This window comes from Halobacillus sp. ACCC02827 (assembly GCF_030291935.1).
Taxonomy (GTDB): Bacteria; Bacillota; Bacilli; order Bacillales; family Halobacillaceae; genus Halobacillus.
The window spans coordinates 1,214,614-1,239,541 of sequence record NZ_CP128168.1; the positions used below are offsets into that span (position 1 = coordinate 1,214,614).

Consider the following 24,928-nt stretch of genomic DNA (forward strand, 5'->3'; position numbering starts at 1 on the left):
TTTGAGGATGGCAGCTTTTTTGTTGTTCATAAGAGGAGGGGTTGCGGAAAAAGCGGTGTTTTCCATGGGCATCCGGTTCGTGTCCTCTTTCTTTACATACATCAACACCGGGCGTGCTTCTGCAACGAACGGCTTTAGTCAGGAGGTTTCTTTTTGGCGTTTGAATATCAGTTCATAGTAGGAAGGAATGCCGTAGCTGCTTGATCCTGGTGCAAAGATCTGGACCAGTTCCCATCCGTCCTTTGCCTGTTCGTGAACGACTTCGTGGTAGTCATTTTCCGGCTTCCTGCGTAACGAAGATAGTTCCAACTTGATGAATTTATGTTCATACATGTGCGACACCTCCAGATTATATTCTTCTATACGTATCAACTACACGTTTGTTTCAAAAATCTGGTAGGATATAATCGGGAGGAGGGAGACTGTTGGTATCTTTCATTTTCATCGTTATCATATTCTTCATATGTATGAGCATCAGCTCTGTAATGAATGTGCTGCTAAAAACGACGGGGAAGCGGGACTGGTTCCTTTCATTCGTGCTGAGTCTTGCCATTGCTCTCTTCGCTTCCGGTGTACTTTGAAGAGATGGAAAGGGAGGAAATGGGGATGGATTTTTTCGGATGGAATGTGGTTCTTGATAAGAGCTTGAAACCATACATAGATAAGGACCATCAACGGATGGCGGTGCTTACCGCAGAAGATGACGACATCCATATAGCACTCGAGATGGAGGAGGACGGGAGCCTCGTCATGCATCCGAGGTGGAACGTCAAAATCGTTCTAAGGGAAGAGAAGCTGGTCGAGCTTACAACGAACAGCTGAGAGGAGAGGTTTGAAACCATCATGAAGAAAACACGATGGATGTTGGGCGTTCTGTTTGTACTTGCCGCCTGTCAAAACAGCCAGGCTTCCAGTGGACTTACCGTGAAGCCGGCGGAGCTTTCGGAAGAAGGAGAAGTATTGGCAAAACAGATCTATGCGGATTTCAAAATGTTCTACACGCTTGATGGAAGCATTGGAGAGGATGAGGTGGTCGTCGCTTCCATGACGACCTATGAGAATGGGAAAGAAACGGCAGAGGCGCTGTCTACTTTTGAATCCTGGGAAGGAGGGGACTTTGAGGAAGCACTTCATTCGTTCCAGCTGTTGAGGTCTGAGGAAGGAGTGGACTTCATCATAGGTTCCCCGGAAGGGTATGTGGCTTCCAGTCACAGTGGTCAAGGGGAGAAGGAGGAGATGGGATATATCTTTCAATCTCTTGAACAGGAAGAAACTCTCGAAAAAGGCCGCCCCCTTTATGTGGGCTATGTGAAAGGTTCCACCGGTAATTCCTTAGAAGCACCAGGGATAGGGGACGCTCACACTTTTCCTGAAGATCTGAAACAGGCGGAAGAAGCGATTGTCCTTGAGCTTCAAATCAAAAACAAACACGATATAGAATGAAGAATCCCCGGCTGCGAGGCAAGCCGGGGATTGTTATCATGATCCTATCTTTCTGTATTCTTCGGCCATTTCCAGCTCCTTCGTCTGCGTGAAGGCACTGACGATGACGACGAGTGCAATATTTGTAAGCAATCCGAGAATACCCGGGTTGATATCAAGCGGCTGGCTGTCTGCGACAAGTTGGTAGTAGTAGTTGACGATTGTTCCGACGATCATGCCGGTTACGACAGCGGGTGCAGTGACACGTTTAGAATAAAGGGCGGCATACACACCCGGGGCAAATTGAACGATGGAGCCATAAGCTCCGAGCAGCAGGGCGATAAGCCCCTGTCCTCCGAAAACGGTGATGAAGTAGGCGAGTCCACCGATTACGAAGACGCCGATCCGCATAATGAGAAGCGTCTGTTTCGATGACAAATCTTTTTTGACATTTTTGATGAAGCCGTCCGTCAGCTCAAGAGAGGCGCTGTGGGTGATGGCGTCGGCCGTACTCATCGCGGCGGCAAGCGCTCCGGCACCGACAAGGCCGTATACCCATCCAGGGAGGTTCATCACGGTCGTGATCAAGTAAGGAAGGATCTCATCCGGTGACCCGATCTGAGAGGGATCGATGACGTTGACGGAGGCGAAACCGACAAATAAAAGTGGAATTAGAAACAGGGCGAAGACCGGATAGACAAGCACTGTCTTCTTGATCGTCCGGGCTTTCGTCGCGTAGGATTTAGAGAATAAGTGCGGCCACATCAGGAACCCGATGGTCGATACGAGAATCATTGTCGTATAGGCCATGGCTGACATGGTCGATCCTTCTGCTCCGATCTGGAGGAAGCCTGGATTCGATTCCGTAAGATTTCGGAACATGTTCGGGATGCTGTCATGCAGCTGGTTGACGATTGTGATTCCGACGGTCCATGAAATGACGATCATGAGAATTCCCTGAAAGACATCCGACCAGGCTGCCGCCCGGAGCCCGCCGGTCGCGACATAAACGACAACGATGCCGTAGGAAAGAAGGGCGCCCAGCCAAATCGGGATTCTTCCTTCGGTCATGATGTTGAAGATGTAGGCCATTCCTTTCATCTGCGTCGCTAAATATTGAATGGAAGCAAGCAGTGTAATGATACCGATCAGCATCGCGAGTCCGCGGCTGGAATAGCGCTTCTGCAGGAAGCCGGAGACGGTATACAAGTTGTGCTTGCGGCCGATCTTACCGATTTTCGGACCAATTATGTACCACGGAAGAATGGCGAAAGCGGTGTAGGTGATGATGTACAGGGCGGGTGCTCCGCGGGAGAACGCCCATCCTGGAGCGCCGAGGAAGGAGAAAGCGCTGAAGACGGCTCCTCCCATGAGGAACCACATGACGAAGAGTCCCAGATTTCCGCCTGCAACGGTGAATTCCTCCAACGACTCTTTGTCCTGTTTGCGCCCGGCCAGGACACCGATAATTAAGGCGACGACTAAATAACCGATCATCATGATCATTGCGATCTGCCATTGTGTCATATCATTGTACCTCCTCTTCGTCCTTGTCCGGATCGAGACGATACAGGAATAGGACGATAATGAATGTGATGATGATCCAGAAGATCACCCAGAAAACGGAGAAGGGGAGCCCGATGATGAAGGGCGTCTCCCTGTTTCCGATGGCGAATAATGGAAACACCATCAATAAGAAAGGGGCAAGCAGTGATAGACAGTAGAGTTTAACGAATTGTTGTTTGCTCAATAGACATCCTCCTTTAGTTTGTGAAAGACGGTTTTTCCATCCAGGATCGTCTCATCGACGGTCACCTCAGGAAGTTGCTGGATAGGAGTATTCAGGACAGGGCGATCGAGGATGATCAAGTCTGCAAGCATCCCGGGCTTAAGGCTTCCTTTCACATCCTCTTCACCGCTTGCATAAGCTCCTCCCCACGTATAAGCCCGCAGCACTTCTTCCAGAGTGATTCCCTGCTCCGCGCCGACGGACCGTCCGGACTTCGATTGTCTTGTGATGGCTGCATGAATGCCGACGAACGGATCGGCGGTCGTAATCGGACTGTCCGAACCGATTGCAAATGGGATATCGTTTTGAGCGAAGGCGTGCAAGGGGAACATCGCTTCTATGCGATTCCCGTAGTCTTTCCGGTAACCGTCACCGAATTCGTGCAGGAAAGCGGGATTCGGGATCGGTATCGCCCGGACTGCTTTCATGCGCTGGACGAGATCAGCCGGTGTGAACCCACTGTGCTCGATGCGGTGACGTGTGCCGGGACGTCCAGACCGGGCTCTCTCAAGCGTGGTCAAAAGCATGTCCACTGCTTGATCACCCATGGCGTGGGCCGTAAGCTGCCAGCCATGTTCATAAGCGGAGAGAAGGCTTCTGTCGAGGGCATGCTGATCCATGTAGAGCATACCGGAATCTGCAGGATTGCTTGTGTACCCTTCCCGCATTTTGCACGTCGGACCGCTGCTGCTGCCGTCAATGAACACTTTGGCAGGCCCGATCCGGAAAAAATCATCCCCGATACCTGTAGCTATCCCGCTCCGGATGCCGGCCTCCACCATGGAAACGGAGTCCGAAAGCGAACCGTAAAGAGCGTATATGCGCTGCTTCAGCGTCTTTTCCTGTACCGCTTTTTGGAGATAGCGGATATGCTTCGTTCCATATCCGCCGGCATCGTGGACGCTTGTAATTCCTAATTCAAGAAAATCAGCGGAAGCGATCGCCAGACCCTTTTGGACCTCTTCTTCGGAGTAGTCCGCGTGTTGGAACATGGCCATATGGGCGGATTCCATTAAAAGTCCGGTCAAACGGCCGCTGGTGTCACGGTGGTACTTACCTCCTGGAGGATCGACGACTGAATCGGTGATACCCGTCAGTTCCAGAGCTTTCGTGTTGACGCAGGAGATGTGCCCGCACGTTCGAACGACGATGATCGGGTGCGAGGTGGACACTTTGTCCAAATCATCTCTCGTCAGGTGTCTCTGTTCTGCCAGATGATTCTGGTTATACCCCCAGCCCCGGATCCATTGTCCCTTCGGTATATCCTCTGCTGCCAGTAAGAGCTGGTCCAGCAGTTCCGGAATCGAATGGACCGCTTTGGCGTTTAAGCCGAGCTGATTCGTTCCGTAAAGTTCGAGGTGGGCGTGCGCGTCGATGAACCCCGGCATCAACGTCCGTCCTTCCAGGTCTGTCACCTCCGTACCGCTTTCTACGAAAGCTTGTATCTTCTGATTTGTACCGACTCCAAGAATCCGGTTTCCGCCAATGGCGACCGCTTCGTGAACCGAGAAGCGATGATCGGATGTGAACACTTCCCCGTTGATAAATACTCGTGTCGCTTTCATCGTTGTCCCTCCTAGTTGATGTTGGCAATGCGTGATGCTGTTTGGTAGAGCAGTTCGACCCCTTTAGTCAAATCGTCCATTTCTGCGAATTCCAGCGGGTTGTGGCTGATCCCTTTTTCGCAGCGGACGAAAATCATTCCGTAATCACTGATGTACGACATGAACAACGCATCGTGGAACGGACCGCTCATCAAGACGGGAGAGTCATAGCCGAGTTTATCGTCCTCTTCCTTCATGATGTCTTTGATCCAGTCTGCGCAGTACCTCGGTTCACTCTTCGTATCTTCCGTGACGGAGAACTCCAGGTTATATTCCGTGGCAGCTGTTTCGATGATGGCATGCGTCTTTTTCTCCAAATTCGAACGCGCTTCGACATCGATATCGCGGAGATCGATCGTGAAGGAGACCTTCTCGGAAATGATGTTCCTTGAGTTCGGGAAGTTCTCGATGCTTCCGACGGTCCCGACCGTGTTCGGCGTTCCTTCCTCTTGGATAAGTGCGTTGAAATTCTTAATGATGGATGCCGCCCCGAGAAGAGCGTCCTGGCGCATGTTCATTGGTACGGACCCTGCATGTCCGGCGAATCCTTCCAAGGTAACGGTCAGCCAGATCGGTCCAGAAATAGCAGACACAATACCAATGGGTTTGTCCTTCGATTCCAGCACAGGTCCTTGTTCGATGTGCATTTCCAGGAAGGCTTCAATATCACCTGGTTTATACACCGGGCTTTGGGAAAGGTCCGGTTCGACGCCGAACTCCCGCAGCGCTTCCAAGCGTGTGACGCCCTCTTTGTCCTTCCGTTGAAGTTCGCCTTCCTCCAGCTGACCGATCAATCCTCGAACACCGAATACCCCTTTGTTGAAGCGGGAACCTTCTTCATCCGAAAAGCAGACGACTTCCATCGTTCGCTCCGCCTGCATGCCTTTGTCTTTCATCGTATGTACCACTTCAATAGCAGCCAGTGCGCCGGCCGTTCCGTCATATCTGCCGCCGTAGGGTTGAGAATCGATGTGCGAGCCCATCATCAAAATCGGAAGGTCGGGATTTTTTCCTTCTTTCCGGCCGATCAGATTACCGAATGTATCGATCTTCGTCTCAAGGCCGGCTTCCTCCATCCAGCCTTTGACGATATCCACCGCTTCCCGGTCTTTTTTTGAATGGGCGAGGCGGCAGACGCCGGTTTCTCCGATTCTTCCTATCTCCGCAAGCGTATTGATATGATTCTCGTATCTCGTATCATTGATTTCCATCGCTGCTCTCCTCCTTAGTTGTACTCACTATATCAAGTTCGGAATTATTCGACAATTAACAAAATGTCAAAAGATGTTTGATTATTCTGTATAATAGAGGAGAGAGATTGTCTTTACATACTGCTTAAAGCTTGGATTCAAAGGGTTTAGGAGGCTGCTGTCTTTAAATGACAAAATGTCGGTTTTGGATAATATGTAATAATTTCCAAGAAGGTGACCAGACAGTGGAAATGTTTATGCACCCTGACTATGATGCTGATCATGCGCTGGTGTCCACTTTTTCGTTTCAGGTATCTGTACAATGGTGAAAGGACTGGAGAAGATAATTGAAAGATTACGGGAAAGATTTATTCAGAGGTACAGCTGTTTATTATGCCGCTTATCGTCCGGTATACCCGGAAACGCTCCTTCACTTGCTCCATGACCGTTTCTCCCTTGACGGGTCACAGACGGTGATCGACCTCGGATGTGGACCGGGTGACCTTGCTCTCCGACTCGCTGATCACTGCAGGGAGGTCATCGGTGTCGATCAAGAACAAGAAATGCTCGATGTGGCGCGAATGCTTCAAAGAAAGAAGAGAAAAGAGAATGTTTCGTGGGTTCACGGAACCGTAGAAGAGTATCTGAATCAGTTCCATAGAATGAATGTCGTAACGATAGCGAAGGCTTTTCATTGGATGGATCGTGCCGGGACGCTCGATTCCCTGTATGAGTTCGTCGTGCCGGGCGGAGGAGTAGCCGTCATCGATGATTATGAACCGGATAAAGCAGCCACCGAATGGCAGGAGACATTCAACGAAGTCGTCCGCCGCTGGTATGGACCGACAAGACGGGCGGGAAACACGACGTACAGCCATCCGGAAATAACGCACGAACAAATAATAGAGCAGTCCGCTTTCGATCTTGAAGTATATGAACTTCCCGAAGTTACGATCCGGTGGGATATCCCATCCATCATCGGGAACCATTATTCTACGTCTTTCGGAAAAAAGCAGTACCTTGGAGAAGATGCTCATTTGTTTGAAGAAGAAGTGAAGGCAGCACTCGGATCTTGTGGAATGTATGAAGAAAGAAGGCGGGTATCTGTGAAGATCGGCCGCAAACAAGGAAAGAGGGGAAGCAGATGAATACGGTAAAAAGCTATTGGGATAAACGTTATGAAGCAGGCAAACTATGGGGCGATCAGCCGTGTCCTTCCGTGGCACTCGCTCTGCCTTTTCTCGTCGTGAATGGCGCTGGGTCAATCCTCGTACCGGGCTGCGGGTACGGCCGGAACAGTCGCGCTTTTGCCGAGAGAGGTTTCCATGTGCTCGGAACAGATGTATCGTCCGAGGCACTCAGACAGGCAACGGCAGATAAACCGGAGGTAATGGAACAGCTGCGGTATGAGCGGATGGATATACGGGAAATGGCTGCCGGGGAATCTTTTGATGCCGTCTTCCTGTCGAACGTCCTGCCTCTTTTTCTGGAGAAAGATCGGAAGAAGGTGCTCGCAGCGTGCGATAAGCATTTACATAAGGGAGGCCTGCTGTTGTTTACATGCCTTTCCACAGCAGATAAGAAAAATTATGGAACAGGGGTGGAAGTAGAGCCGCATACGTTCCACCATAAGGGGAAGACCCTGCGCTTCTATGATAAACGGGCCGTGATGGACGAGCTTCCGGACGGCTACACACTGCTTGAATGCAGGGAGCATATTCAGACGGAAATGGATCCCTCGGGACAGCGGGAAGATCTTGTCCTATGGTTCGTTGCTGCCAGAAAAAAGGGGGCAGAATGATGGAATGGAATGGAGACGGGACCATGCGCCTTTGCACCTCCTCCGATCATGCCGTCGTCACAAGAAAGATGAAAGCGTGGTGGGGAGGCAGGGAGCTGTCCCTGCCGAAACTTTTCTTTGATCACTTTCAGGACACCAGCTTTATCGTGGAGGTGAACGGGGAAATCGTCGGCTTTCTAATCGGTTTCTTATCCCAATCACGGGAGGAGGAAGCGTATATTCATTTTGTGGGGGTCGACCCGGCTTATCGAAAGCTGGGAATAGCAGCCGCGCTTTACGACAGGTTCTTTGAAAAAGCGGTGGAGCATGGCAGGTTAAGGGTACGGGCGATTACGTCTCCAGTCAATCGTTTATCAATCGCTTATCATACACGGATGGGATTTACCGTCGTTCCTGGAGATAAAGTAGTGGATGGCGTAAAGGTGCATACGGATTATGACGGGAAAGGGGTGGAGCGGGTTTTGTTCGTAAAGGATCTAAAGGGAAGGAGCGGATAACATCCGCTCCTGTTCTTACATTGCTTCTTGGACTGTCTTTTTATCCGCGACATAGATCAGTCGGAGTGCGATCAGCATCAGTACGATCGCTGTGCCCCGCTGCCAGTCGAAAGAAATTTGGAGACCGCCGAACAAACCGAAGTGATCGATGATGATCCCTCCGACAAGCTGTCCGATGACGGTCGCAATATTCGTTGCGATGACACCGATCTTCGGCACGGCGAGAATGGTGAGGAACAAGTATCCGACACCGAACCAGACGGCCGTCAACTGCCACTTCGGCGCATCAAGGACGGCGAGGAAATCCCCCTGTCCGAAGAATAATACGACGATGGCCAGCATCAACGCTCCGGTGAAAAAAGTCATAAAGGTACTCTCATACGTACCTGCGTGTTTACTGAATGCTCCGTTGATCGAGGATTGGGAGCTGAGAAGCACTCCACCGATCACAGAAGCTGCTACTAAAAGAATCCCCATTTTTTCTCCTCCTTAATAAATCAGAATCAGTGCGGCCGCCATCAATAGGACGGCAATGATTTTTTCTTTTTTGACTTTCCGTGCTTTACTGCCGAGCCATCCCTTATGCTCGATGACCATGCTCATCGCCATTTGCCCGACGATGACGCTGATCATGGCTGCACCGACGCCGACAAGTGGTACGGCGATGACCAAGATCGTTAAGTAGGTCATTCCCAGCAGTCCTCCGGTCAGCTGCCATTTAGGTGCTTGGAAGGTGTAGGACAAGGAGCCTTTTCCTAAAAATAAGAGAACGATTCCAAGGATAATGGAACCGACCAGAAAGTTATAAAAGCTTGCTTCGAGCTTCCCGATGGATTGACCAAGTTCTCCATAGATCGCCCCTTCGATGCTCAAAGACAAACCTGCAATCAGTGCGACGATATACATCCATAGTTTCATGATTTTTCCCCTCCTGTTATATCTACAATTCGAATAATGTCGATATGAAAAACAAAAAAAAGAGCTCACAGCTCTTCTTTCATGTAGGCAGCCACTTTCTGGATGACCGCTTCATTTCTCCGGTAGTAGGTCCACTTCCCGTGACGTTCGGATTCCAGCAGCCCTGCTTTCTGCATCATCGCCAAATAATGCGAAACCGTCGATTGGGACATGTCGGACTGTTCCTGGATATCTCCAACACATATGCCGCCTTTGTGATGAATCGTTTCCGAAAGGTGGTCGGCCGGCTTGTCGATGTAAGTCATAGGATCCTTCAACCACCGGAGCATTTCCAAACGTTTTTCGTTGGCCAACACTTTGAAAATTTCTACGTAGTTTTCCATGGGGACTATACTAATCGATGATGTTCGATCTGTCAAAAAGACGGCATCGGGAAAAATAAGAAAGAAAGGGCCGAGACAGAGGGGATGCCTCCGGAATGTCGAATGAAATAGAATCGTAACTAAAGGAGGAAGCACACATGATTGATGTACATAACAAAACATTTGTATCCGTCCAAAATACGGAGGACGGGGAAGTATCCGCAGAAACGACGTTCCATTATTATCAGGAAGAAAGCATCATTTACGCGGATTACAGCGGAGGCGACATTGTGAAAGGGAGTCTGGTGGGAATCGTCAAGGAGGACGATACGCTGGAATTCCGCTACAACCATGTCAATAACCAGAAGGAAATCCGCGGCGGATCATGCGTCTCGACACCAGTCTTAACGAAGGAAGGGAAATTGGAACTTTGGGAAAGATGGCAGTGGAATGATAAAGCACAGACAAGAGGGGAATCATTGATCCGGGAAGTTTAAGTGAAATGGAGGTATGTCCCGGCCGCCTGTCACATATCCTATAGTCAATGACTTACTTCAAGGGAGTGGATGGGCATGGGATTCACTTATGGGAAGGACGAGCTGATCGGTGATATACAGGAGCTGTTCGCCAAACACAATGTCCAGGCGATTCATGTGAAAGAGGAAGGGACGCTGTTCTCCATAGACCCGGACGGATCATTTCGGATCGGAGTCGGAGCTACGATCGTCGCTTTCGACCGGCATCCGGATGATAAGACCACCTTCCAGGTGATTGATGGCGGACGGAAGAAATGAAGGCATAGGAAAGGTCCTGAGCTTCGATTTGAGCTCAGGACCTTTTATGTGTTCATTCGGTCAGGCTTTTTTCCAATATGCAGCTTCTTTGTTGGAACGAAGCGGAGGGAATGTATCCCCGTTGCTCAGTTCGATATGTTTTTCATCTTCCGTCACATCTCCACTGCCACCATCTACTAATCCGTCAAATTGGTATGTTCCTGCTTCAGGTGCCTGTTCTCCAGTCTTGTAACGGTCTGCCATTTGTAAAAACATCCTTTCCGATTTTGGTTATATTTTGTGTGCGCACATAGGCTATATATCCAGATAAAACCAATCGAAAACATGTTTTTTCCAAAATGTTACATTTGTAGGAGGGGTGAGTAGAAGGGACTATGGGAAAGAGCCTTTGTATCTTTTCTCTGCTTTATCTACAGTCTGTCCGCCCGCTCCTCATCGGATATGAGCGGACAGGTCGGGCAGCAGTTCTTCTTGTTTCCCTGGTGCAGCATGTACTTCATGCAGCAGTGTCTGCGCACGTAGGTCCCTTTACCGTTCTCCTTTTCGAAAAAGCGGAATTTGAAGTGAAGCGGGTTGACCGTGCCGTCCTCAAACAGCTCTTCGGAAGTGAACCAGTGCAGGACTTTTTCCGCGAAGTCTTTCTTCTCCGGGTGCTCTTCAGCGAAAGCGAGACTCCGTTGGTGCAGGTTGTGACTGACGATCGAGCGCATGTGCGTCGATTTGCAGTTCGATGCTTTCGCAATCGTTTGGAACAACGGCTGAAGATTCTCCGTAATGAACCGGCGGATACGATCCTTCACTTCTTCTTCGGTCAAGTCTTCGATGGAAGCCACCGCTTCTTCACGGATGACGTAGTTCATTTTATTTTTTTCCAAACATTCGATGCCGATATTCTCAGGCGAAGCATCGATGACGAGCCCGTATTTCACGATCGTTTCGTACATGCCCATCGTCATGACCGAATACATCTTCCCGAACAACAGCCCGGTGATCGATAGGTCGGGGGCTGCCAACCCTTCGTTCTGAGCTTCCAATAAAGCGCGGCATGCCGGTTTATGGTCGATAAGGCTTTCCAGCTCATGTGTAATTTTATGTTCATGGTCCGTGCCGATATAGAACCGGTGGTCCTGTTTTAATTGCTCCCATGCAGTATTCATGAAAATGACTCCTACAATTTGGATTTTTCCAGGCATAACGCTGGAAATGAGAACTACTTTCAATTATAAAAGAAGATGGCGTTCCTCTCAACTATCCGAACAGGCATAATGTGCCCGTCTCGTCGTAAGCTAAGCCTATGGTGATTAACCCGGCTGGAAACAGGGAATAGGGTAGTCCGTATCAAGATGGAAAGGAAAGAACCCCAATGCATAACGAAACGAATTGTACCACCTACATACAAAATCAAGCCGACCGGATCATTCTTCACCTTTTGGTGCAGGCGATGATCAGGGAAGAGGCCTATCCATACGATCTCCTTCCAAACGGGGCCGCATTTCCAATCGGCAAAGCGGCACTTGAGGTAGAGATCACCCATACATACAGGCTTGGGCAGCTCGATATCGCCCGCGTTCAGTATGTGGAAGGAGAAGATGTGCACGAAATAACGGACCCGCTGCAGGTCCTGGGTCTCTTCCTGCCGACGGATGATCCTTTCTATATAGAAGTGAAGAACAGTGTCCGGAATCTCGCACTTGCACTCACCGCGTCAGAAGAACGGAACCAGAAAGTGGAACAAGAAGCCGAAGCGCTCGGTGTATCGGATGTTTTTTCTTATGTTCTCCAAAAAAAATCAAAAGCGTTCAGTCCTCTGACATTTTTCGAACAGCTGGTCATCCAGGGCCACACGATTCATCCATGTGCCCGGACGAGGATCGGCCTGTCCGAAAAAGAAGCAAGGCTGTATGCTCCGGAGTGGGGTGGGACACCGGCGGTTATTCCCGTCGCCGTTCATAAACAGTTATTCCGGGAGACCCTCATGGAGGGGGAAACGGTGAAAGATATTCTTTTTGCGGAATATCCAGAAGTGGAAAAAGCCTTTCTTTCTGAGATAAACCATCCTGATGATTATGCTTTAATCCCCGTCCATCCATGGCAGTGGAAGCATACGATCGTTAAGGATTACCAAGCGGATATAGAAGCCGGCAGAATCAAGCGTGTAAAAGGCGCGGACATTGCGACAGCTGCGCTCATCTCCTTCCGCTCCCTTGCACCGTTAAATAATCAATGGAAGCACCATATTAAAACAGCCGTCAACATCCAAATGACGAGTGCGGTGCGGACGGTGTCTGCCGCATCCACTTACAACGGGCCGATGCTTTCCCGATTCTTCAAGGATTTGCTTGAGTCCGATGAAGCATTACGCTCCCATTTGAGCACCATGAAAGAACCGGCAGCGATCCATTATCAACCGTCCACAGGAGTGGAGGATGTCCATTTCTTTCAGAAAAATTTGGCGGCTGTTGTAAGGGAAAATCCGGAGCATGCATTAGGTGATGAGGAAGTAGCGATTCCGGGGGCGTCCCTGCTCGCGCCTTCTCCCGTGTCCGGAAAAACGATTGCGGAGGAAGCATCGGAACGGGCAGGATCTCCGCGTGCCTTCATCCGCCGCTATGCCGAAGCGCTTCTGCCTGGAGTGCTGCATCTGTTAGGAGAATACGGGATCGCTATGGAAGCGCACCTCCAGAATGCAGTGGTCGTCTTCAAAGGCGGGCATCCGCTGCGGACGATCCTTCGTGATCACGGCGGCATCCGCGTGCTGGAGAAGCGGCTCGCTGAACATTTCGGTGATGTACCGATTGATGCAAGCACCAATTTGCTGACTGATGATACCGAAGAGCTGCTTGATATCTTTACCCATTCGGTGCTGCATAACCATCTCGGTGAAATTATCGTACAGTTGGCAAGAAAGACCGGATGTGCGGAAGACGGTCTGTGGGCGGAAGTGGAGAAGGTAATCAAGGAAACGGCCGCCCGCCTGTCGGAAGAAGCAAGGGAAGATATCCAGCGAATCCTGCACCGGCCGGCTCGGATGAAGGCGCTCGTGCAGATGCGGTTGAAGAATGAAGTGACGGAGAATCGCTATGTAGATATGCCGAATCCGTTTACAAAGGAAAGCGAGGTGCGTGGACGATGACCGTGACAGAACGATCGTTGTTGAAGGAAGAAGCGGATTGTCTGCAGTTTTTACAGAAGCAGCATCCCGAAGAGGTGGATAGATTTCTCGAATACCTTCCGGAAGGCAGAAGAGGAATAGTGAAAAAGCTGTCCGATGCCTATTTCCGTGAGAATATCGACGGGGCGTATGAGAAGGCCGCTGCGATTCCGGTAAAAATGGAGGGAGGACAGTTGAACCGTGCCGTCCTTCCCTCTATGTACAACGGACTGCAAGGCTATGACTTCCAACCCGAGCTTACTTATCAAGCGGTAACATTCGGAACTTACGGCGTAATGTTCGCCATCGATGGTGAATCTGCTTTCCAGCGTGTCCACACGACCGGAGAAGTCGTCTATTTCGATGCTGGAAGTTATCGCCCTGTCGAAACGGCGTCGGAGCTTTCCCGACTGCTTTTCAGCAGGGAAAAGTATCCGAATGTGGATACGTTCCTAAGGGAACTTAATAACGGAGCGGCGAATCTGACACTTGCGTTGATGAATCAGGAGCAGTGGGCGACGAGCGTGAGAGAAGAGGCTGCCGGCAGAACTTCGACAACCGAATATGCCCTTTCCCATTACAGGGAACCGAGTCTTTTCTTTGAACAGCTTGTCACAGACGGACACCATCTTCATCCTGGGGCGAAGACGAAGCTGGGACTGAGCTATGCGGATGTACTGCGCTATTCCCCTGAGTTCCGACAGTCTTTCGCTCTCCGGTTTGTTGCCGTCCGGCAGCACCGGGTGATCAAGACGACCCAGGCATCCATGCTTGCCGATTGCTATCCAGAGTGTTTACAGGAGGCGGGGAAGGAACTGGCGGCGAGAGGGCTTCCGGCTCAGGATTATGAGATTCTGCCTGTCCATCCGTGGCAGTTCGAGCATGCCATCCCTGACATTTATAAGGAAGAATGTGCCTCCGGGGACGTTGTTCTTCTTCCTGGAACGGTTCTGCCGGTCGATGCCACTTCCTCTTTCCGGACGGTCACTTCCAAAAAGAAGGGTGCCCCGGTGTTGAAGCTTGCCGTCAACAGCCAGATGACTTCTACAGTCCGGTCAATCTCTACACAGACCGCGCTCAATACGACCGTCTTTTCGGAAATGCTGGCGGCAATCCTTGAGCGGGAGCCGCAGCTTGACGGTTTTCTTCCCCTGTATGAACTTGGCGGAGCCGCTTTTCATACGGATGACCGGCTGAAAAGCAGGAACTTGACGATGCTGATCCGGGAAAGCATCGATGACAAACTGGAACAGGGAGAGGCGGCCGTTGCCGGGATGGCGCTGTATGCGAAGTCTCCGATGTACAACGGAACGATCATTCAAGAAATCGTGGAGAACTCACCATTATCCCGGCTCGAATTCTTTATCGACTATGTAGAAAAAGTGCTTCCCGGTTATTTGACGCTGATGGTCAAATATGGAGTCGCCCTGGAAGGCCATCTTCAGAACAGCATTCCTGTTTTCAAGGACGGCCGGCTCACCAGGTTTTTCTTCCGGGACTGGGGCGGGGCCAGGATATATACAGAACGACTCCGGTTTCACGGAATGAAGCCCGCCTTCGCACCGGATTCCGTCTCGATCACCAACGACATCTCTGATATGCACAACAAGCTGTATTACACCGTATTCCAAAACCATTTCGGAGAGATCATCAAGCAGCTCGTCACCTCTTCTGAAGAAGAAGCGCAGTATTGGATGGCTGTGAGGGAGGTGTCCGATCGTGTCTTGACGTCGCTTATGGAAGATGCGCCGGAAGCGGTGGAGACGGACCGTGCGTTTTTATACCAGCCTGCCGTCATGCATAAATCGCTCGCGACGATGCGTCTCACAGCAAGTAAAGGGTACGGCTATAATGCTGTGCCGAATCCATTAGCTAAAGGATGACAGAAAGATGAAAGCCATCGAAAGATATATAGAAGAAAGACAGGATCATTCGAATCCTGTCTGTGCCTATGTGTATGATCTTACCCGGCTCGAAAAGCATGCCGGGATGATCAAGGAGACGCTCCCGGATTTTTGTTCCTTCTTTTACGCGATGAAGGCGAATCCGGACCGACACCTTCTGAAGACGCTCGCACCGATCATCGACGGGTTTGATGTCGCGTCAGGTGGAGAGATCGCCAAAGCGGCTGCCTATGGAAAGCCGATGGTCTTCGGTGCCCCAGGGAAGAAGCAGTGCGAAATCGAGATTGCGTTGGAGGAAGGTGTCCGTTATATCAACGTCGAAAGCACCCATGATTGGGACCGCATTGCCCATTTAGCTGAGGAAAAAGGTATATCCATTCCTGTCCTGCTCCGCGTCAACTTAAGCAGCGACGTACCGGAAAGCCACCACATGATGTCCGGTGTTCCAAGTCAGTTCGGAATGTCGGAGGAAGATGTGGCGGCCTGCATCAAGCAGTCGGAGAAAGAAAGCAGAGTGTCGATTGCAGGCTTTCATTTCCATGCCATGTCCAACAATCTCGATGCAGAAGCACACGTGCGATTTGTCCAGCTCTGCGTAGAGAAAGCAGACGATTGGCGCCGGCGCTACGGGTTGGAAGCCTCGATCATCGATATCGGCGGAGGGATCGGTATCAACTATTGGAAGCCGGAAGAACCGTTTGACTGGAAAGCATTCGCCGCCGGTATGCACCGGCTGGATCCGGAGGGATGGACGCTTATCCTGGAAATCGGACGTTACTTGACGGCAGCGAGTGGTTATTATGTGACGGAAGTGCTGGATGTCAAAGAAAACCACGGCCAATGGTTTGCCGTCGTGCGGGGCGGTACCCATCATTTACGGCTGCCGGCCGCCTGGAAGATGAGCCATCCTTTCCGCATTCATCCGGTCGAATCATGGCCGTATCCCTTCAAGCGTCCTGGTGTAGAGAAGGGAAATGTCACGATCGCCGGGGAACTCTGTACGCCGAACGATGTGCTCGTTCGCGGTGACTACGTGGACAACCTGCGGGCCGGCGATATCGTTATTTTCGAATACGCGGGAGCTTACGCATGGACGATTTCCCATCACGATTTTCTCAGTCATCCCCACCCGGAACACGTGTATGTTCGGGATGGGGAAGTGCTTGCTCAGGAAGATGCTGGAACGCTTCCTCGAGAAAAGTGAGAATATCCAGAGACACGGGATAGAGCCCGAGCTCTGCGGATGTCTCCTCGGATTTACGCGCCTGCCAGAATTTATCGATGAGAACAGGGTCATCTCCCAGCATGCCTGCAGACAAGGCGAGGCAGTCTTCGGCGATCAAGCGGCCGTCAATTGAATCGGGACCGATGCCCCGCTCGATACATATCCGGGTCCGCTCAACCAGGCGGATCCATTTTTTCGTTTCCGCTTCTTCCATTTTCGGAAGGTCCTGCTTCAAAAGCATCTGCTCCTCTTCATTGAAATGATGGTTCCAGCGGTTTTGATCCGTCCGCTGCTTGTTGTCCCGTACGAGCGGAAGCAGCGCGTCCCATCGGATCGTCCCTTCGAGGCGAAGCGAGTTCTTCAATGCTTCGTTCTGCCCCAAAGACTGCTCCAGATCGGCGATCGATGCCCGAAGCTTCGCTTCATTAAGGGTGAGGATTTCGGCAATCGTCGTCTCCTTGAGAATCTTCTCGATATCGTCAAGCCCCATGGCAAGCGACTTCAGGAGCAGCACCTTCTCGAGCTCCCTGACCTCCTCTTCGGAGTAGAGCCTTCTGCCGGAAGGGTCTTTGGCAGCAGGTGATACTAATCCAATCTGGTCATAATACCGGACCGCGCGCACCGTAATATCCAAATGTTTCGCTACTTCTCCTGTCGTATGTAAGCCCATTTTCCAAAACACCTCCAAAAAAACTTGCAGGTGACGTAACGTCATCCTTTATGATGAGGATACCATAGTTTGGCAGCAGAGGAGAGATAGCTTTTGAATGGTATCGGCTGGTTGATTGTTTTCAGTGAAATTGGATTTTGGGTCGTCATTTTGCTCGGACTTGTGCTTCGCTACGTCGCAGGAAAGGAGAAGGCAGGGCTGTTCTTCCTCGCCCTTACACCGGTGATCGATCTTCTTCTTCTCATCGCGACAAGCATCGACCTTTACCGTGGGGCGACGGCGACGACGATCCACGCTGTAGCAGCGGTTTATATCGGAGTATCCATCGCGTTCGGGAAGAGCATGATCCGCTGGGCGGACGAACGCTTTCAATATTATGTTACGAAATCCGGTCCGAAACCAAAGAAACGCAAAGGGATGGAGTATGCGCGTCACTACTTCAAAAGCTTTCTGCAGCACATCCTTGCTTATGCGATCGGGTCCGCTTTCCTGTGGCTGTTGATCTGGTTGATCGGTGATCCGGAGAGAACCGAAGCGCTCTTCGGCGTCTGGCGGATCTGGTCGCTTGTCCTCGGAGCGGATTTCCTGATCGCTTTAAGTCATTTCCTATGGCCGAAGAAGTAAGAGCGGAGCACGGCTTCCGCTCTTTTTTCGTTGATAATTTCAGGACCGAATAGTTTTATGGGAGCAACTCCTGCCAAATTAAAAAACTCTCTCTGGAGGATCATCAATGGATTGGAAGAGGAATGGAAGCAGGTGAGGGACGAATGGTTAACGAATGTATGGATAGATGGAAGTATGATCAGGATGTTTCGAACCATTTTGCAGGCTGCATGAAGAAGAGAATAGCAGGAGGGAAAGAAGTGGATGGGGGGCCGAAGTCAAAGGGATGGGATGTTTTTTAGAGGCCTTAGGTGAACCCCTCTTGTAATCAAGTATGGGAGTGATTTTTCTAATGGAAATCCATTTCAAAGTGCAAAGAATTAAAGCAGAACAAACGTACCATCTTCGACATCAAATACTCAGACCACATCAATCGTTTCAGGCATGTCAATATGATACGGATCATGATTCCGGGGCATTTCATATAGGTGCGTTCCATAAAAGAGAATTGGTCAGTGTGGCTTCTTTTTATCCTGAATCTCATCCGGAATTGGCAGACTCTCATCCATATAGATTAAGGGCTATGGCTACTGTCGAAGAATATAGAGGGAAGGGAGCAGGAAGGGAGGTAGTGACCTTTGGAGAGAGCGAATTGAAACATCTTGCAGCAGATCTGCTTTGGTGTAAAGGCAGGACTTCTGTAAAGCAATATTATGAGAGGCTTGGTTTTCAACCTTTCGGAGAAGCTTTTGACTATCCTTCCCTAGGGCCGCATGTAATTATGTATAAAGAGCTTAGGTAGGGTTTCCTGTTATTAGATAAACCAAATATCATTGGAACCATAGTTGCTATGTTACAATGATATTTATTGAATACATAATTTTACAGGGGTGATCTTTCATGGATACAACGCAGCAGAATAGTACGGCCTGGGACCAGAAAGTAGAAGAGGGCTCCAAGTACACAAAGCCTGTAAGCAGGGAAGTGATAGAAAAAGCGAAGAAGGATGAATGGAGTATAAGCGTGACAACGGAAAAACAAGTACCCAGGAATTGGTTTCCTGAATCGTTGAAGGATGTAAAAATCCTTTGTCTGGCTTCCGGAGGGGGACAACAGGCACCCGTTCTCGCTGCGGCAGGAGCAGATGTTACGGTGACGGATATTTCTAAGAGGCAGCTGGAGCAGGATCGGAATGTCGCAGACAGAGACGGATTGTCTTTAAGGATTGTACAAGGGGACATGACAGATCTGAGTGACTTTGAGGATGAATCGTTTGATTTGATCGTCAACCCGGTTTCAAATTTGTTTGTGAAAGATGTACACCTCGTTTGGAAAGAAGCATACAGGGTTTTGAGCCGTGGTGGTGTCCTGATCACTGGTTTCACCAATCCGCTGTTATGGATTTTTGATGATGACAAGGAAAGAGAAGGGATACTGGATGTGAAGCACTCGGTACCGTCGTCGACGCTTGATTATATGCCGGAAAGCGATGTCGAAGCATACATAAAATCAAACCAGACCATTGAGTATGCTCATACGTTGGAAGATCAGATACAGGGCCAGATCGATGCTGGGTTTGTCCTTAATGGATTTTACGAAGACGATTTCGGCGGAACCAGAATATTGGATAATCATATCAAAACCTTCCTTGCTACAAGAGCTGTGAAAGCGTAGAATTATTCTTCCTTTAGTAACGTCTCTCACAATCTCACAAGATAGGGGGAAATGAGGTTAGGAGTGAAAGTATTAGACACCCGATCATTCATGCGATTAACGCGGTTATTTTTGTTCTTTTGTTAGGTACGGGAGCCATGTTGTTCTTTGGTACTCATTTTGTCCCGCAGCCGGACCCCTACACAGCGGAGAATGTGGCCATCGTTTTCATTTATATCCTTTGGGCGGTAAGTTATTGGCTGCAGTTCAAGGTGCAGACGTATAAAAGTATTGTGTTTATAAATGTCGGTCTTATTGTTTTCCTTGGTTTTTATGTTGTTTTTATGTATTATCCCATAACTTTTTTGGAATTGTTTCTGGAGTAAGCAGGGAGAAAGTTTTTTATGTTCATGGCTTACACTCCAATGATGTTGCAGCGTAAACGGTCATATACTTGATTATCATGCAGGAGGTCGGATATGGACATAAGAAAAGCACAGCAGGGCGATGCTCTGGGAGTGGCCGAGGTTCAAGTAGATACGTGGCATTCTACATACAGTCCTATCGTACCGGAAAGTTATTTGCAGAGGATGACTTATGCGGGACGGGAAAAGAAATGGCGAAAAATCATTGCTGCGGAACAGGTATACGTAGCCGCTGTGCCGGCAGAGGGCATCGTCGGTTTCATTCATGGAGGGCAGGAAAGAAGCGGCCTTTATGCTGGATTTAACCAGGAGGTTTATGCACTTTACATCAGGAAAGAGCACCAGGGGAAAGGGCTTGGAACGCGGCTTCTTGATGCGTGGAGGACGGGGCTGCTGCATAGGGATGCGTCTGTCCTCGTACGGGTGCTTGAAGACAATCCTGCTTGTGCTTTTTACGAAAAGAAGGGTGCGGAACGGATCGACAGTCAGACGGTGACCATCGATGGTGTCGATTTGGAGGAAGCTGTATATGGATGGGGCGATATCCGGCAAGTCGATTTCTGAACAAAAGAGAGGAACCTGTCACAGGTTCCTCTCTTTTGTTATAGATGGTTCTGGGTCAGTTTGTTGATCTTAACTTTCAATTGGACGATAGAGATGACGTAAAGGGCGATTAGAAAGCCATACAAAACTTTGAGAGCTGTGTAGATCGGATGTCCGGTGACACCAGGCTGGAAGATGGTTGCAGCAAGAACGAGAGTAACCAGGAACAGCGGGATCAGCAGATTGACGAGGAGCCTGTACTTATGCGCTTCCGTCTCGTGGTCGGTATAAATGTCCGGTGCGTCTTCGTTTGCTGTGAGCGGTTTACGGAAATAGTGCCAGCCGTGGAAGCGCTCGACCTTCTCCCATCCAGCTTCTTCGAACAAAGCTAAATAGCTGTCGATATCCTCGTCCGTCCCGTTCCTGTAGTCCAGTTTATAGACGTATTCGCCCGGTTCTCCCTGTATGAATGTGTAAAGGCCGAAGCGGTACCGGGCCAGATGCCAGCCGTCCTTGGCCATCGATTGCAGCCATTCGGCTTCTTTATTGTCCTGCCATGTAAAAAATATCCGTATCGTTCGTTTATACATTCGTTTTCGCTCCTGTTCTTCCTTTTCTCAATTTCCGGCAGCGGTATGCGAAGCCGAGGAAAACCATTCCAGTGATCATGGTAGGGAACAAGGCAATTATTCCTATCCATTCGAATGCCTCACCGATCCAGGCAGGAAGCCCCGCCTCGCTGCTGAGGGCGCTCAGCAGGAAGGCAAGAACGGTCGTAACCAGCGACCATAGGGCCCATTTCCCGTCTTTCTCTTTCTCTGTTTCATACTTTTCCAGGAGGCTCGTCTTATCTGTATAGAGCGGTGTGGTTTCCGGCTCCGCCGTAAAAAGGTGAATATAATCTACCGACGAACATACGTGTCTCCAGCCTGCCTCTTCAAACAAATCGAAGTAGTCTTCATCCGGACTCTCCCGATAATCGATTTCGAACTGCTTCTCCTCCGGTTCTCCCTTTCGAAGCCGGAACCCAAGCAGCAGGAAGCGTTCCACATGCCAGCCTTTCTTCGCATAGCGCGCCAATTTCTCCATTTCTTTCCCTTCTGAAAAGGCGAGTCCATCCATCATGATATATTTACGCTTCATTGATAACATCCTCCTTCTCCTGCCATACCTCTTCGGCATGACGGATCATTCGCCTGCGCCGCTCGACATCGGATTTCAGCAGTTCTCGTCCGGCAGCTGTTGCGATATACGTCTTCTTTTTCCCGGAACCTTCCGCAAGCTCAATCAGCTCTGCTTTCAATAACTTCTTGATCGTCGTATAAAGGGAGGCAGGACCGATGGTGAATTCACCGTCCGTCCACTCTTCGATCGTCTGCATGATCAAGTACCCATGACGGGCTTCCAGCAGGGAAAGGAGGATATAGAAGGACGTATCCGTCAGTTCCCCGGCATCCAAGGCATCGTTTCTGGCCAATCTCTTCACCTCATTTGTATCGTTTAATGATATATCGTTAAATGTAATATATCGTTTAATGATATAAAAGTCAATCTATTATTGGAAATTTTTTCAGAATTCGCTTGAGGAGAGGAAAAAGAAAAATCCGGTCATGGAACGCTCTTATAATAAAAGCGTTCCATGACCGGAAGTTGTATGTTTTCTGTCATTCTATATGCTCGAGCTGTTGATTGAGCTTTCGTGATTCATGACGGAAATAGAGATAAAACCCGAGCCAGATCACTCCATACAGGACAAGAAAGACGGCGATGAAGAAGAGCAGACTTGTCAAGGTGAACGGCATCCATCCGACCCAGGCGCTGAGCGGAAAGAACAGGCACGTCACAATCAGGAAGTGGACGGCCGTCTGTCTGAAAAGGCTCCATGATTCGATTTCGAAAAGGAGCGGCGTGACGGAGAAGAACCAGCCGCAGAACATCGATCCGAGTGAATTTTTGATAAAGGGATCGGCTTGGAATACGGTGACATCTCCGAAGAAAAAGATGGCATAGGTGGTGAGGACCGAGAGGAATGCTCCGAAGAAGATGCCGATGAAACTGCGAAATAGAAATGTTTTCATTTGTTTTCCCTCCTGTTCTTATTCAATAGTTCTTTGATCTTACTGACGTAGTGTCTCGAGGCGTAGGTTTTCGCTCCGGACTTGAAATGGACGGCGAGCGTCCCGTGGAAGGAAGGCTCGAAGTGGCTGATTTCATACAAATTGGCAAGGACGGACTTCGACAACCGGATGAAGCGTCTTGATGGAAGCAATTGTTCCAGTTCATACAGTTTTTCCTTCATCGTAAACGTCCCTTTTTCGTTCTCTGCGACAACATGCTCCCCGGAAGTCTGGAAATAGTGGACATCCTCCGGTTTCAGGAGATGCTGTTTTCCTCCGCGCTTACCGGTAAGCAGGTCCGTTTTACCGGCTTTCAGGAAATCAAGCAGTTCTTTGATATCGTCATCAAGCTCGCTGCAGTGGATGGTCACCTTCGTCTCTTCGCAACCCGGGTCGACATCCAGTTGGATCTTCACATGCTCCACCTCCTTGGCTTTCTCTCTATGTTCTCAGTATAGGGAAACGAAAGAAAAGTGTCAGCACTCCTCCGGTAAGACGCACCTTATGGCGGATGAGCTGCAGCTATGAGGTGCCCTTCTGCTTCTCTTCCATAGATGTCTGTGATACCCTTTTTCTAGAAAATAAATGTTGTGGAGAGGTGTACCGTGGAATTAAAGAAAAGCAAGTATATAAAGACAGGGATGCTCCGTTTCGGCTTTCCGGCCGGAATTTTGTTTTTCATCGTCAATCAATTCATCATGCGCGGAGGCGTAGGCTTTACGGTCGCTGCCTTGTTGGATTTCCTTATTACCGTCGTCCTATTTACGCTGGTAGGCGGCTTTTTCGGTTACGGGATATGGAAGGGAAAGAGGGATCAGCAGGAGACGGAGTAGAAGAAAAGCATGGGTTCCATGCTTTTTTTGTTTCCAATACCCACTGTTTCTATTATTTTTGAAACGTTTATGAAAACTCTCCCGTAAATGCATAACAGAAAATGATGAAGAGGTGGGGCTATGGAACAGCGGTTGGAAGGATTGGCAGAACAGGTGAAGGAACAATTCGGTTTACGCGATTATACGCTCGCGCGGGAACACATTCATCGGAGGGTAGGTCCGAATCGGGAGACACAGTTTATCTACAGCATGGAATGGTTTCCGAGCGATTCGGATCAGGACGATGAAGATCTCAATCCGGAAGGGACGGCGAGCATCGAAGTCGATGTCCATACAGGGCAGCTGCAGCATGTGATTTTTGTAGGCGGGGTGACCCATGCGGAGTCGATTGTTCTGGATGATGAAGCAAAAGTCCGACGCTGGATCGAAACAGAGACCGGGGTAAACGTGGCCGAGCAGACGGAACAGGCAAGCCGGGAGATAAGAACGTATCAGTACCATAGTATGATCGACGGGATACGTACGACTCCGGCTGGGACGATCGAGATCCGTCTTGATGAAGCAGGGAGGCTCGTGTTCTTCACCATACACGGACGGTTCCCGAAAAAGGAAGAGGCGGACGTGGAGTCCTTCCCCTCACGACGGAAAAGGTGAAAGAGATTGTCATGGAGCAGCTGCAGCTGTTGGAATTCCCGGTGATGGAAAAGGAATGTTTCGTCTCTGCGTTTGCACTCGAAGAAATCTATGTGACCAATGACGGCAGGGAAACGCTTCCTTTTCAGCTCTTTTGGTCGGAGCAGAGGGTGGAACGGGACGAGATTTTGACTTACTCTTCTCCTCTTCGGGGGACGGTGGAAACGCAGGAAATCGATCTATCCGAAGAAGTGAGCCTGGAGCAGTTGAAAAAACAGGAGCCCCACCCGGACCTTGAGCCGCTGGAACCGGGTACGGTTGATCGGGTCGATAAGGCGATTGTGCGCTTCCTGCGGATGAATCATCCGGAAGACAGTGGGAAATGGCGCTGGAAGAACGTCTGTCGGGACCATGGTTATGTCGTCGCAGAGGTGGAGGAAGTGGAAAAGACGAGGACCGTTTTCCAAAGGAAGCTGAAGCTGTTCTTAAGCAAGGATGGTGGAGAGGTTCTTACCCATATCGACACGGGCGCATTTCTGGAGATGTTCGATGCGTTCGAAGCGGCCGACACGGCGCAGTACACAAAAACAGAGGCGTATGAGCTCCTGAAAGATAAGCTGAAGCTCCGTCCGACGTATGTGCTGGACAGGACGACCGGCAGATACTGCCTTTGCGGACTGCTTGACTGTGATGATGCTGTATTGAGTCACTCGGGGGAAATCGTGCCGCTCGCGGATTTATAAAGCAACCTTCTTACAGAAAGAAAAAAACACCCCTACCGGATTTGGATGGGG

The 24,928-nt window shown here is 49.9% G+C and carries 35 protein-coding genes; 19 read left to right on the forward strand and 16 right to left on the reverse strand.

All coding sequences use genetic code 11. The features are described 5' to 3' along the window. Positions 1-138 precede the first annotated feature (138 nt). Positions 139-333, reverse strand: coding sequence for a DUF4177 domain-containing protein (locus QRD89_RS06390; protein ID WP_008637989.1), 195 nt, complete (start codon positions 331-333; stop codon positions 139-141). A 92-nt stretch (positions 334-425) separates the two neighbouring features. Between QRD89_RS06390 and QRD89_RS06395 the strand changes: the two genes are divergently transcribed. Genes QRD89_RS06395 through QRD89_RS06405 form a run of 3 tightly spaced genes read left to right on the forward strand, consistent with a single transcriptional unit; the run spans position 426 to position 1,443 of the window. Next, positions 426-581 carry a hypothetical protein gene (locus tag QRD89_RS06395; protein WP_161484892.1) on the forward strand — a complete coding sequence of 52 codons (156 nt, stop codon included), beginning with the start codon at positions 426-428 and terminating at the stop codon, positions 579-581. A gap of 25 nt (positions 582-606) precedes the next feature. Then, positions 607-822, forward strand: a complete 216-nt coding sequence (locus tag QRD89_RS06400; protein ID WP_286096528.1) for a hypothetical protein — start codon at positions 607-609, stop codon at positions 820-822. Between the two features lie 21 nt (positions 823-843). Continuing rightward, the gene (locus tag QRD89_RS06405; RefSeq protein ID WP_026578425.1) at positions 844-1,443 is read left to right on the forward strand and encodes a hypothetical protein; all 600 of its coding nucleotides are present in this window, start codon (positions 844-846) and stop codon (positions 1,441-1,443) included. Positions 1,444-1,479: 36 nt separating this feature from the next. On the opposite strand, the gene QRD89_RS06410 is transcribed toward QRD89_RS06405, so the two are convergent. The 4 genes from QRD89_RS06410 to QRD89_RS06425 are packed head-to-tail and all read right to left on the reverse strand — an operon-like array spanning position 1,480 to position 6,026. Further along, entirely contained in the window at positions 1,480-2,949 is a 1,470-nt protein-coding gene (locus tag QRD89_RS06410) for a sodium:solute symporter family protein (protein ID WP_026578426.1), read from the reverse strand. A 1-nt stretch (position 2,950) separates the two neighbouring features. Further along, positions 2,951-3,172 carry a DUF3311 domain-containing protein gene (locus QRD89_RS06415; protein WP_008637993.1) on the reverse strand — a complete coding sequence of 74 codons (222 nt, stop codon included), beginning with the start codon at positions 3,170-3,172 and terminating at the stop codon, positions 2,951-2,953. Then, complete coding sequence (locus QRD89_RS06420) at positions 3,169-4,776, reverse strand: amidohydrolase (protein ID WP_286096529.1); 1,608 nt, start codon at positions 4,774-4,776, stop codon at positions 3,169-3,171. The genes QRD89_RS06415 and QRD89_RS06420 overlap by 4 nt, the downstream gene beginning before the upstream one ends. Before the next feature lie 11 nt (positions 4,777-4,787). Then, positions 4,788-6,026 (reverse strand): M20 family metallo-hydrolase, encoded by a 1,239-nt coding sequence (locus tag QRD89_RS06425; protein ID WP_286096530.1) that lies wholly within the window; start codon positions 6,024-6,026, stop codon positions 4,788-4,790. Positions 6,027-6,352: 326 nt separating this feature from the next. On the opposite strand from QRD89_RS06425, the gene QRD89_RS06430 reads away from it, so the two are divergent. The 3 genes from QRD89_RS06430 to QRD89_RS06440 are packed head-to-tail and all read left to right on the forward strand — an operon-like array spanning position 6,353 to position 8,303. Then, the gene (locus tag QRD89_RS06430) at positions 6,353-7,153 is read left to right on the forward strand and encodes a class I SAM-dependent methyltransferase (RefSeq protein WP_062513005.1); all 801 of its coding nucleotides are present in this window, start codon (positions 6,353-6,355) and stop codon (positions 7,151-7,153) included. Further along, positions 7,150-7,806: a class I SAM-dependent methyltransferase gene (locus QRD89_RS06435; protein ID WP_286096531.1), complete on the forward strand. Its 657-nt coding sequence runs from the start codon at positions 7,150-7,152 to the stop codon at positions 7,804-7,806. Before QRD89_RS06430 ends, QRD89_RS06435 begins: the two co-directional genes overlap by 4 nt. Next, positions 7,806-8,303, forward strand: coding sequence for a GNAT family N-acetyltransferase (locus QRD89_RS06440; RefSeq protein WP_286096860.1), 498 nt, complete (start codon positions 7,806-7,808; stop codon positions 8,301-8,303). Before QRD89_RS06435 ends, QRD89_RS06440 begins: the two co-directional genes overlap by 1 nt. Before the next feature lie 15 nt (positions 8,304-8,318). Here the strand turns inward: QRD89_RS06440 and QRD89_RS06445 are convergent, their stop codons facing one another. The 3 genes from QRD89_RS06445 to QRD89_RS06455 form a co-directional block, all read right to left on the reverse strand. Continuing rightward, positions 8,319-8,780: a DMT family transporter gene (locus QRD89_RS06445; RefSeq protein ID WP_008638005.1), complete on the reverse strand. Its 462-nt coding sequence runs from the start codon at positions 8,778-8,780 to the stop codon at positions 8,319-8,321. Positions 8,781-8,792: 12 nt separating this feature from the next. Then, positions 8,793-9,221 (reverse strand): DMT family transporter, encoded by a 429-nt coding sequence (locus QRD89_RS06450; protein ID WP_008638006.1) that lies wholly within the window; start codon positions 9,219-9,221, stop codon positions 8,793-8,795. Positions 9,222-9,286: 65 nt separating this feature from the next. Then, entirely contained in the window at positions 9,287-9,604 is a 318-nt protein-coding gene (locus QRD89_RS06455) for an ArsR/SmtB family transcription factor (RefSeq protein ID WP_026578431.1), read from the reverse strand. A 137-nt stretch (positions 9,605-9,741) separates the two neighbouring features. Between QRD89_RS06455 and QRD89_RS06460 the strand changes: the two genes are divergently transcribed. Further along, on the forward strand, positions 9,742-10,080 hold the full coding sequence (locus QRD89_RS06460) for an avidin-fold protein (protein WP_286096532.1): 339 nt from the start codon (positions 9,742-9,744) through the stop codon (positions 10,078-10,080). A gap of 75 nt (positions 10,081-10,155) precedes the next feature. Next, the gene (locus QRD89_RS06465; RefSeq protein WP_008638012.1) at positions 10,156-10,377 is read left to right on the forward strand and encodes a hypothetical protein; all 222 of its coding nucleotides are present in this window, start codon (positions 10,156-10,158) and stop codon (positions 10,375-10,377) included. A 60-nt stretch (positions 10,378-10,437) separates the two neighbouring features. Here QRD89_RS06465 and QRD89_RS06470 read toward each other — a convergent pair whose 3' ends face one another. Next, positions 10,438-10,620, reverse strand: a complete 183-nt coding sequence (locus tag QRD89_RS06470; protein ID WP_008638014.1) for a YjzC family protein — start codon at positions 10,618-10,620, stop codon at positions 10,438-10,440. Positions 10,621-10,787: 167 nt separating this feature from the next. After that, the gene (locus QRD89_RS06475; protein WP_286096533.1) at positions 10,788-11,534 is read right to left on the reverse strand and encodes an IucA/IucC family C-terminal-domain containing protein; all 747 of its coding nucleotides are present in this window, start codon (positions 11,532-11,534) and stop codon (positions 10,788-10,790) included. 206 nt (positions 11,535-11,740) lie between these two features. On the opposite strand from QRD89_RS06475, the gene QRD89_RS06480 reads away from it, so the two are divergent. The 3 genes from QRD89_RS06480 to QRD89_RS06490 are packed head-to-tail and all read left to right on the forward strand — an operon-like array spanning position 11,741 to position 16,636. Continuing rightward, the gene (locus QRD89_RS06480) at positions 11,741-13,510 is read left to right on the forward strand and encodes an IucA/IucC family protein (protein ID WP_286096534.1); all 1,770 of its coding nucleotides are present in this window, start codon (positions 11,741-11,743) and stop codon (positions 13,508-13,510) included. Continuing rightward, entirely contained in the window at positions 13,507-15,411 is a 1,905-nt protein-coding gene (locus tag QRD89_RS06485) for an IucA/IucC family protein (RefSeq protein WP_286096535.1), read from the forward strand. The genes QRD89_RS06480 and QRD89_RS06485 overlap by 4 nt, the downstream gene beginning before the upstream one ends. Positions 15,412-15,418: 7 nt before the next feature. Continuing rightward, positions 15,419-16,636, forward strand: coding sequence for a type III PLP-dependent enzyme (locus QRD89_RS06490; RefSeq protein ID WP_286096536.1), 1,218 nt, complete (start codon positions 15,419-15,421; stop codon positions 16,634-16,636). On the opposite strand, the gene QRD89_RS06495 is transcribed toward QRD89_RS06490, so the two are convergent. Further along, a complete protein-coding gene (locus tag QRD89_RS06495) occupies positions 16,548-17,327 on the reverse strand; it encodes a MerR family transcriptional regulator (protein ID WP_008638020.1) in 780 nt (259 codons plus the stop codon). The two genes, QRD89_RS06490 and QRD89_RS06495, sit on opposite strands and share 89 nt — an antisense overlap. Before the next feature lie 93 nt (positions 17,328-17,420). Between QRD89_RS06495 and QRD89_RS06500 the strand changes: the two genes are divergently transcribed. From QRD89_RS06500 to QRD89_RS06520, 5 genes are all read left to right on the forward strand, one after another. Further along, positions 17,421-17,951 (forward strand): hypothetical protein, encoded by a 531-nt coding sequence (locus QRD89_RS06500; RefSeq protein ID WP_286096537.1) that lies wholly within the window; start codon positions 17,421-17,423, stop codon positions 17,949-17,951. Between the two features lie 143 nt (positions 17,952-18,094). Continuing rightward, positions 18,095-18,232, forward strand: a complete 138-nt coding sequence (locus tag QRD89_RS06505; protein ID WP_286096538.1) for a hypothetical protein — start codon at positions 18,095-18,097, stop codon at positions 18,230-18,232. A 50-nt stretch (positions 18,233-18,282) separates the two neighbouring features. Then, positions 18,283-18,732, forward strand: a complete 450-nt coding sequence (locus QRD89_RS06510; RefSeq protein ID WP_026578436.1) for a GNAT family N-acetyltransferase — start codon at positions 18,283-18,285, stop codon at positions 18,730-18,732. Positions 18,733-18,830: 98 nt separating this feature from the next. Next, a complete protein-coding gene (locus tag QRD89_RS06515) occupies positions 18,831-19,604 on the forward strand; it encodes a class I SAM-dependent methyltransferase (RefSeq protein WP_286096539.1) in 774 nt (257 codons plus the stop codon). 458 nt (positions 19,605-20,062) lie between these two features. Beyond that, the gene (locus tag QRD89_RS06520; protein ID WP_286096540.1) at positions 20,063-20,572 is read left to right on the forward strand and encodes a GNAT family N-acetyltransferase; all 510 of its coding nucleotides are present in this window, start codon (positions 20,063-20,065) and stop codon (positions 20,570-20,572) included. 38 nt (positions 20,573-20,610) lie between these two features. Here QRD89_RS06520 and QRD89_RS06525 read toward each other — a convergent pair whose 3' ends face one another. The 5 genes from QRD89_RS06525 to QRD89_RS06545 form a co-directional block, all read right to left on the reverse strand. After that, entirely contained in the window at positions 20,611-21,141 is a 531-nt protein-coding gene (locus QRD89_RS06525) for a DUF2812 domain-containing protein (RefSeq protein ID WP_062513029.1), read from the reverse strand. Continuing rightward, positions 21,134-21,694 (reverse strand): DUF2812 domain-containing protein, encoded by a 561-nt coding sequence (locus tag QRD89_RS06530; protein ID WP_286096541.1) that lies wholly within the window; start codon positions 21,692-21,694, stop codon positions 21,134-21,136. The genes QRD89_RS06525 and QRD89_RS06530 overlap by 8 nt, the downstream gene beginning before the upstream one ends. Further along, positions 21,684-22,028 (reverse strand): PadR family transcriptional regulator, encoded by a 345-nt coding sequence (locus QRD89_RS06535; RefSeq protein ID WP_286096542.1) that lies wholly within the window; start codon positions 22,026-22,028, stop codon positions 21,684-21,686. The genes QRD89_RS06530 and QRD89_RS06535 overlap by 11 nt, the downstream gene beginning before the upstream one ends. A 187-nt stretch (positions 22,029-22,215) precedes the next feature. Then, positions 22,216-22,629: a DUF3021 domain-containing protein gene (locus tag QRD89_RS06540; RefSeq protein ID WP_026578441.1), complete on the reverse strand. Its 414-nt coding sequence runs from the start codon at positions 22,627-22,629 to the stop codon at positions 22,216-22,218. Then, positions 22,626-23,084, reverse strand: a complete 459-nt coding sequence (locus QRD89_RS06545; protein WP_008638047.1) for a LytTR family DNA-binding domain-containing protein — start codon at positions 23,082-23,084, stop codon at positions 22,626-22,628. The genes QRD89_RS06540 and QRD89_RS06545 overlap by 4 nt, the downstream gene beginning before the upstream one ends. 189 nt (positions 23,085-23,273) lie before the next feature. On the opposite strand from QRD89_RS06545, the gene QRD89_RS06550 reads away from it, so the two are divergent. The 3 genes from QRD89_RS06550 to QRD89_RS06560 all read left to right on the forward strand — a co-directional run bounded on the left by QRD89_RS06550 (position 23,274) and on the right by QRD89_RS06560 (position 24,877). Beyond that, positions 23,274-23,501, forward strand: a complete 228-nt coding sequence (locus tag QRD89_RS06550; RefSeq protein WP_008638048.1) for a hypothetical protein — start codon at positions 23,274-23,276, stop codon at positions 23,499-23,501. 120 nt (positions 23,502-23,621) lie between these two features. Next, positions 23,622-24,155 (forward strand): hypothetical protein, encoded by a 534-nt coding sequence (locus QRD89_RS06555; RefSeq protein WP_286096543.1) that lies wholly within the window; start codon positions 23,622-23,624, stop codon positions 24,153-24,155. Beyond that, positions 24,152-24,877, forward strand: coding sequence for a hypothetical protein (locus QRD89_RS06560; protein WP_286096544.1), 726 nt, complete (start codon positions 24,152-24,154; stop codon positions 24,875-24,877). The genes QRD89_RS06555 and QRD89_RS06560 overlap by 4 nt, the downstream gene beginning before the upstream one ends. Positions 24,878-24,928: the final 51 nt, after the last annotated feature.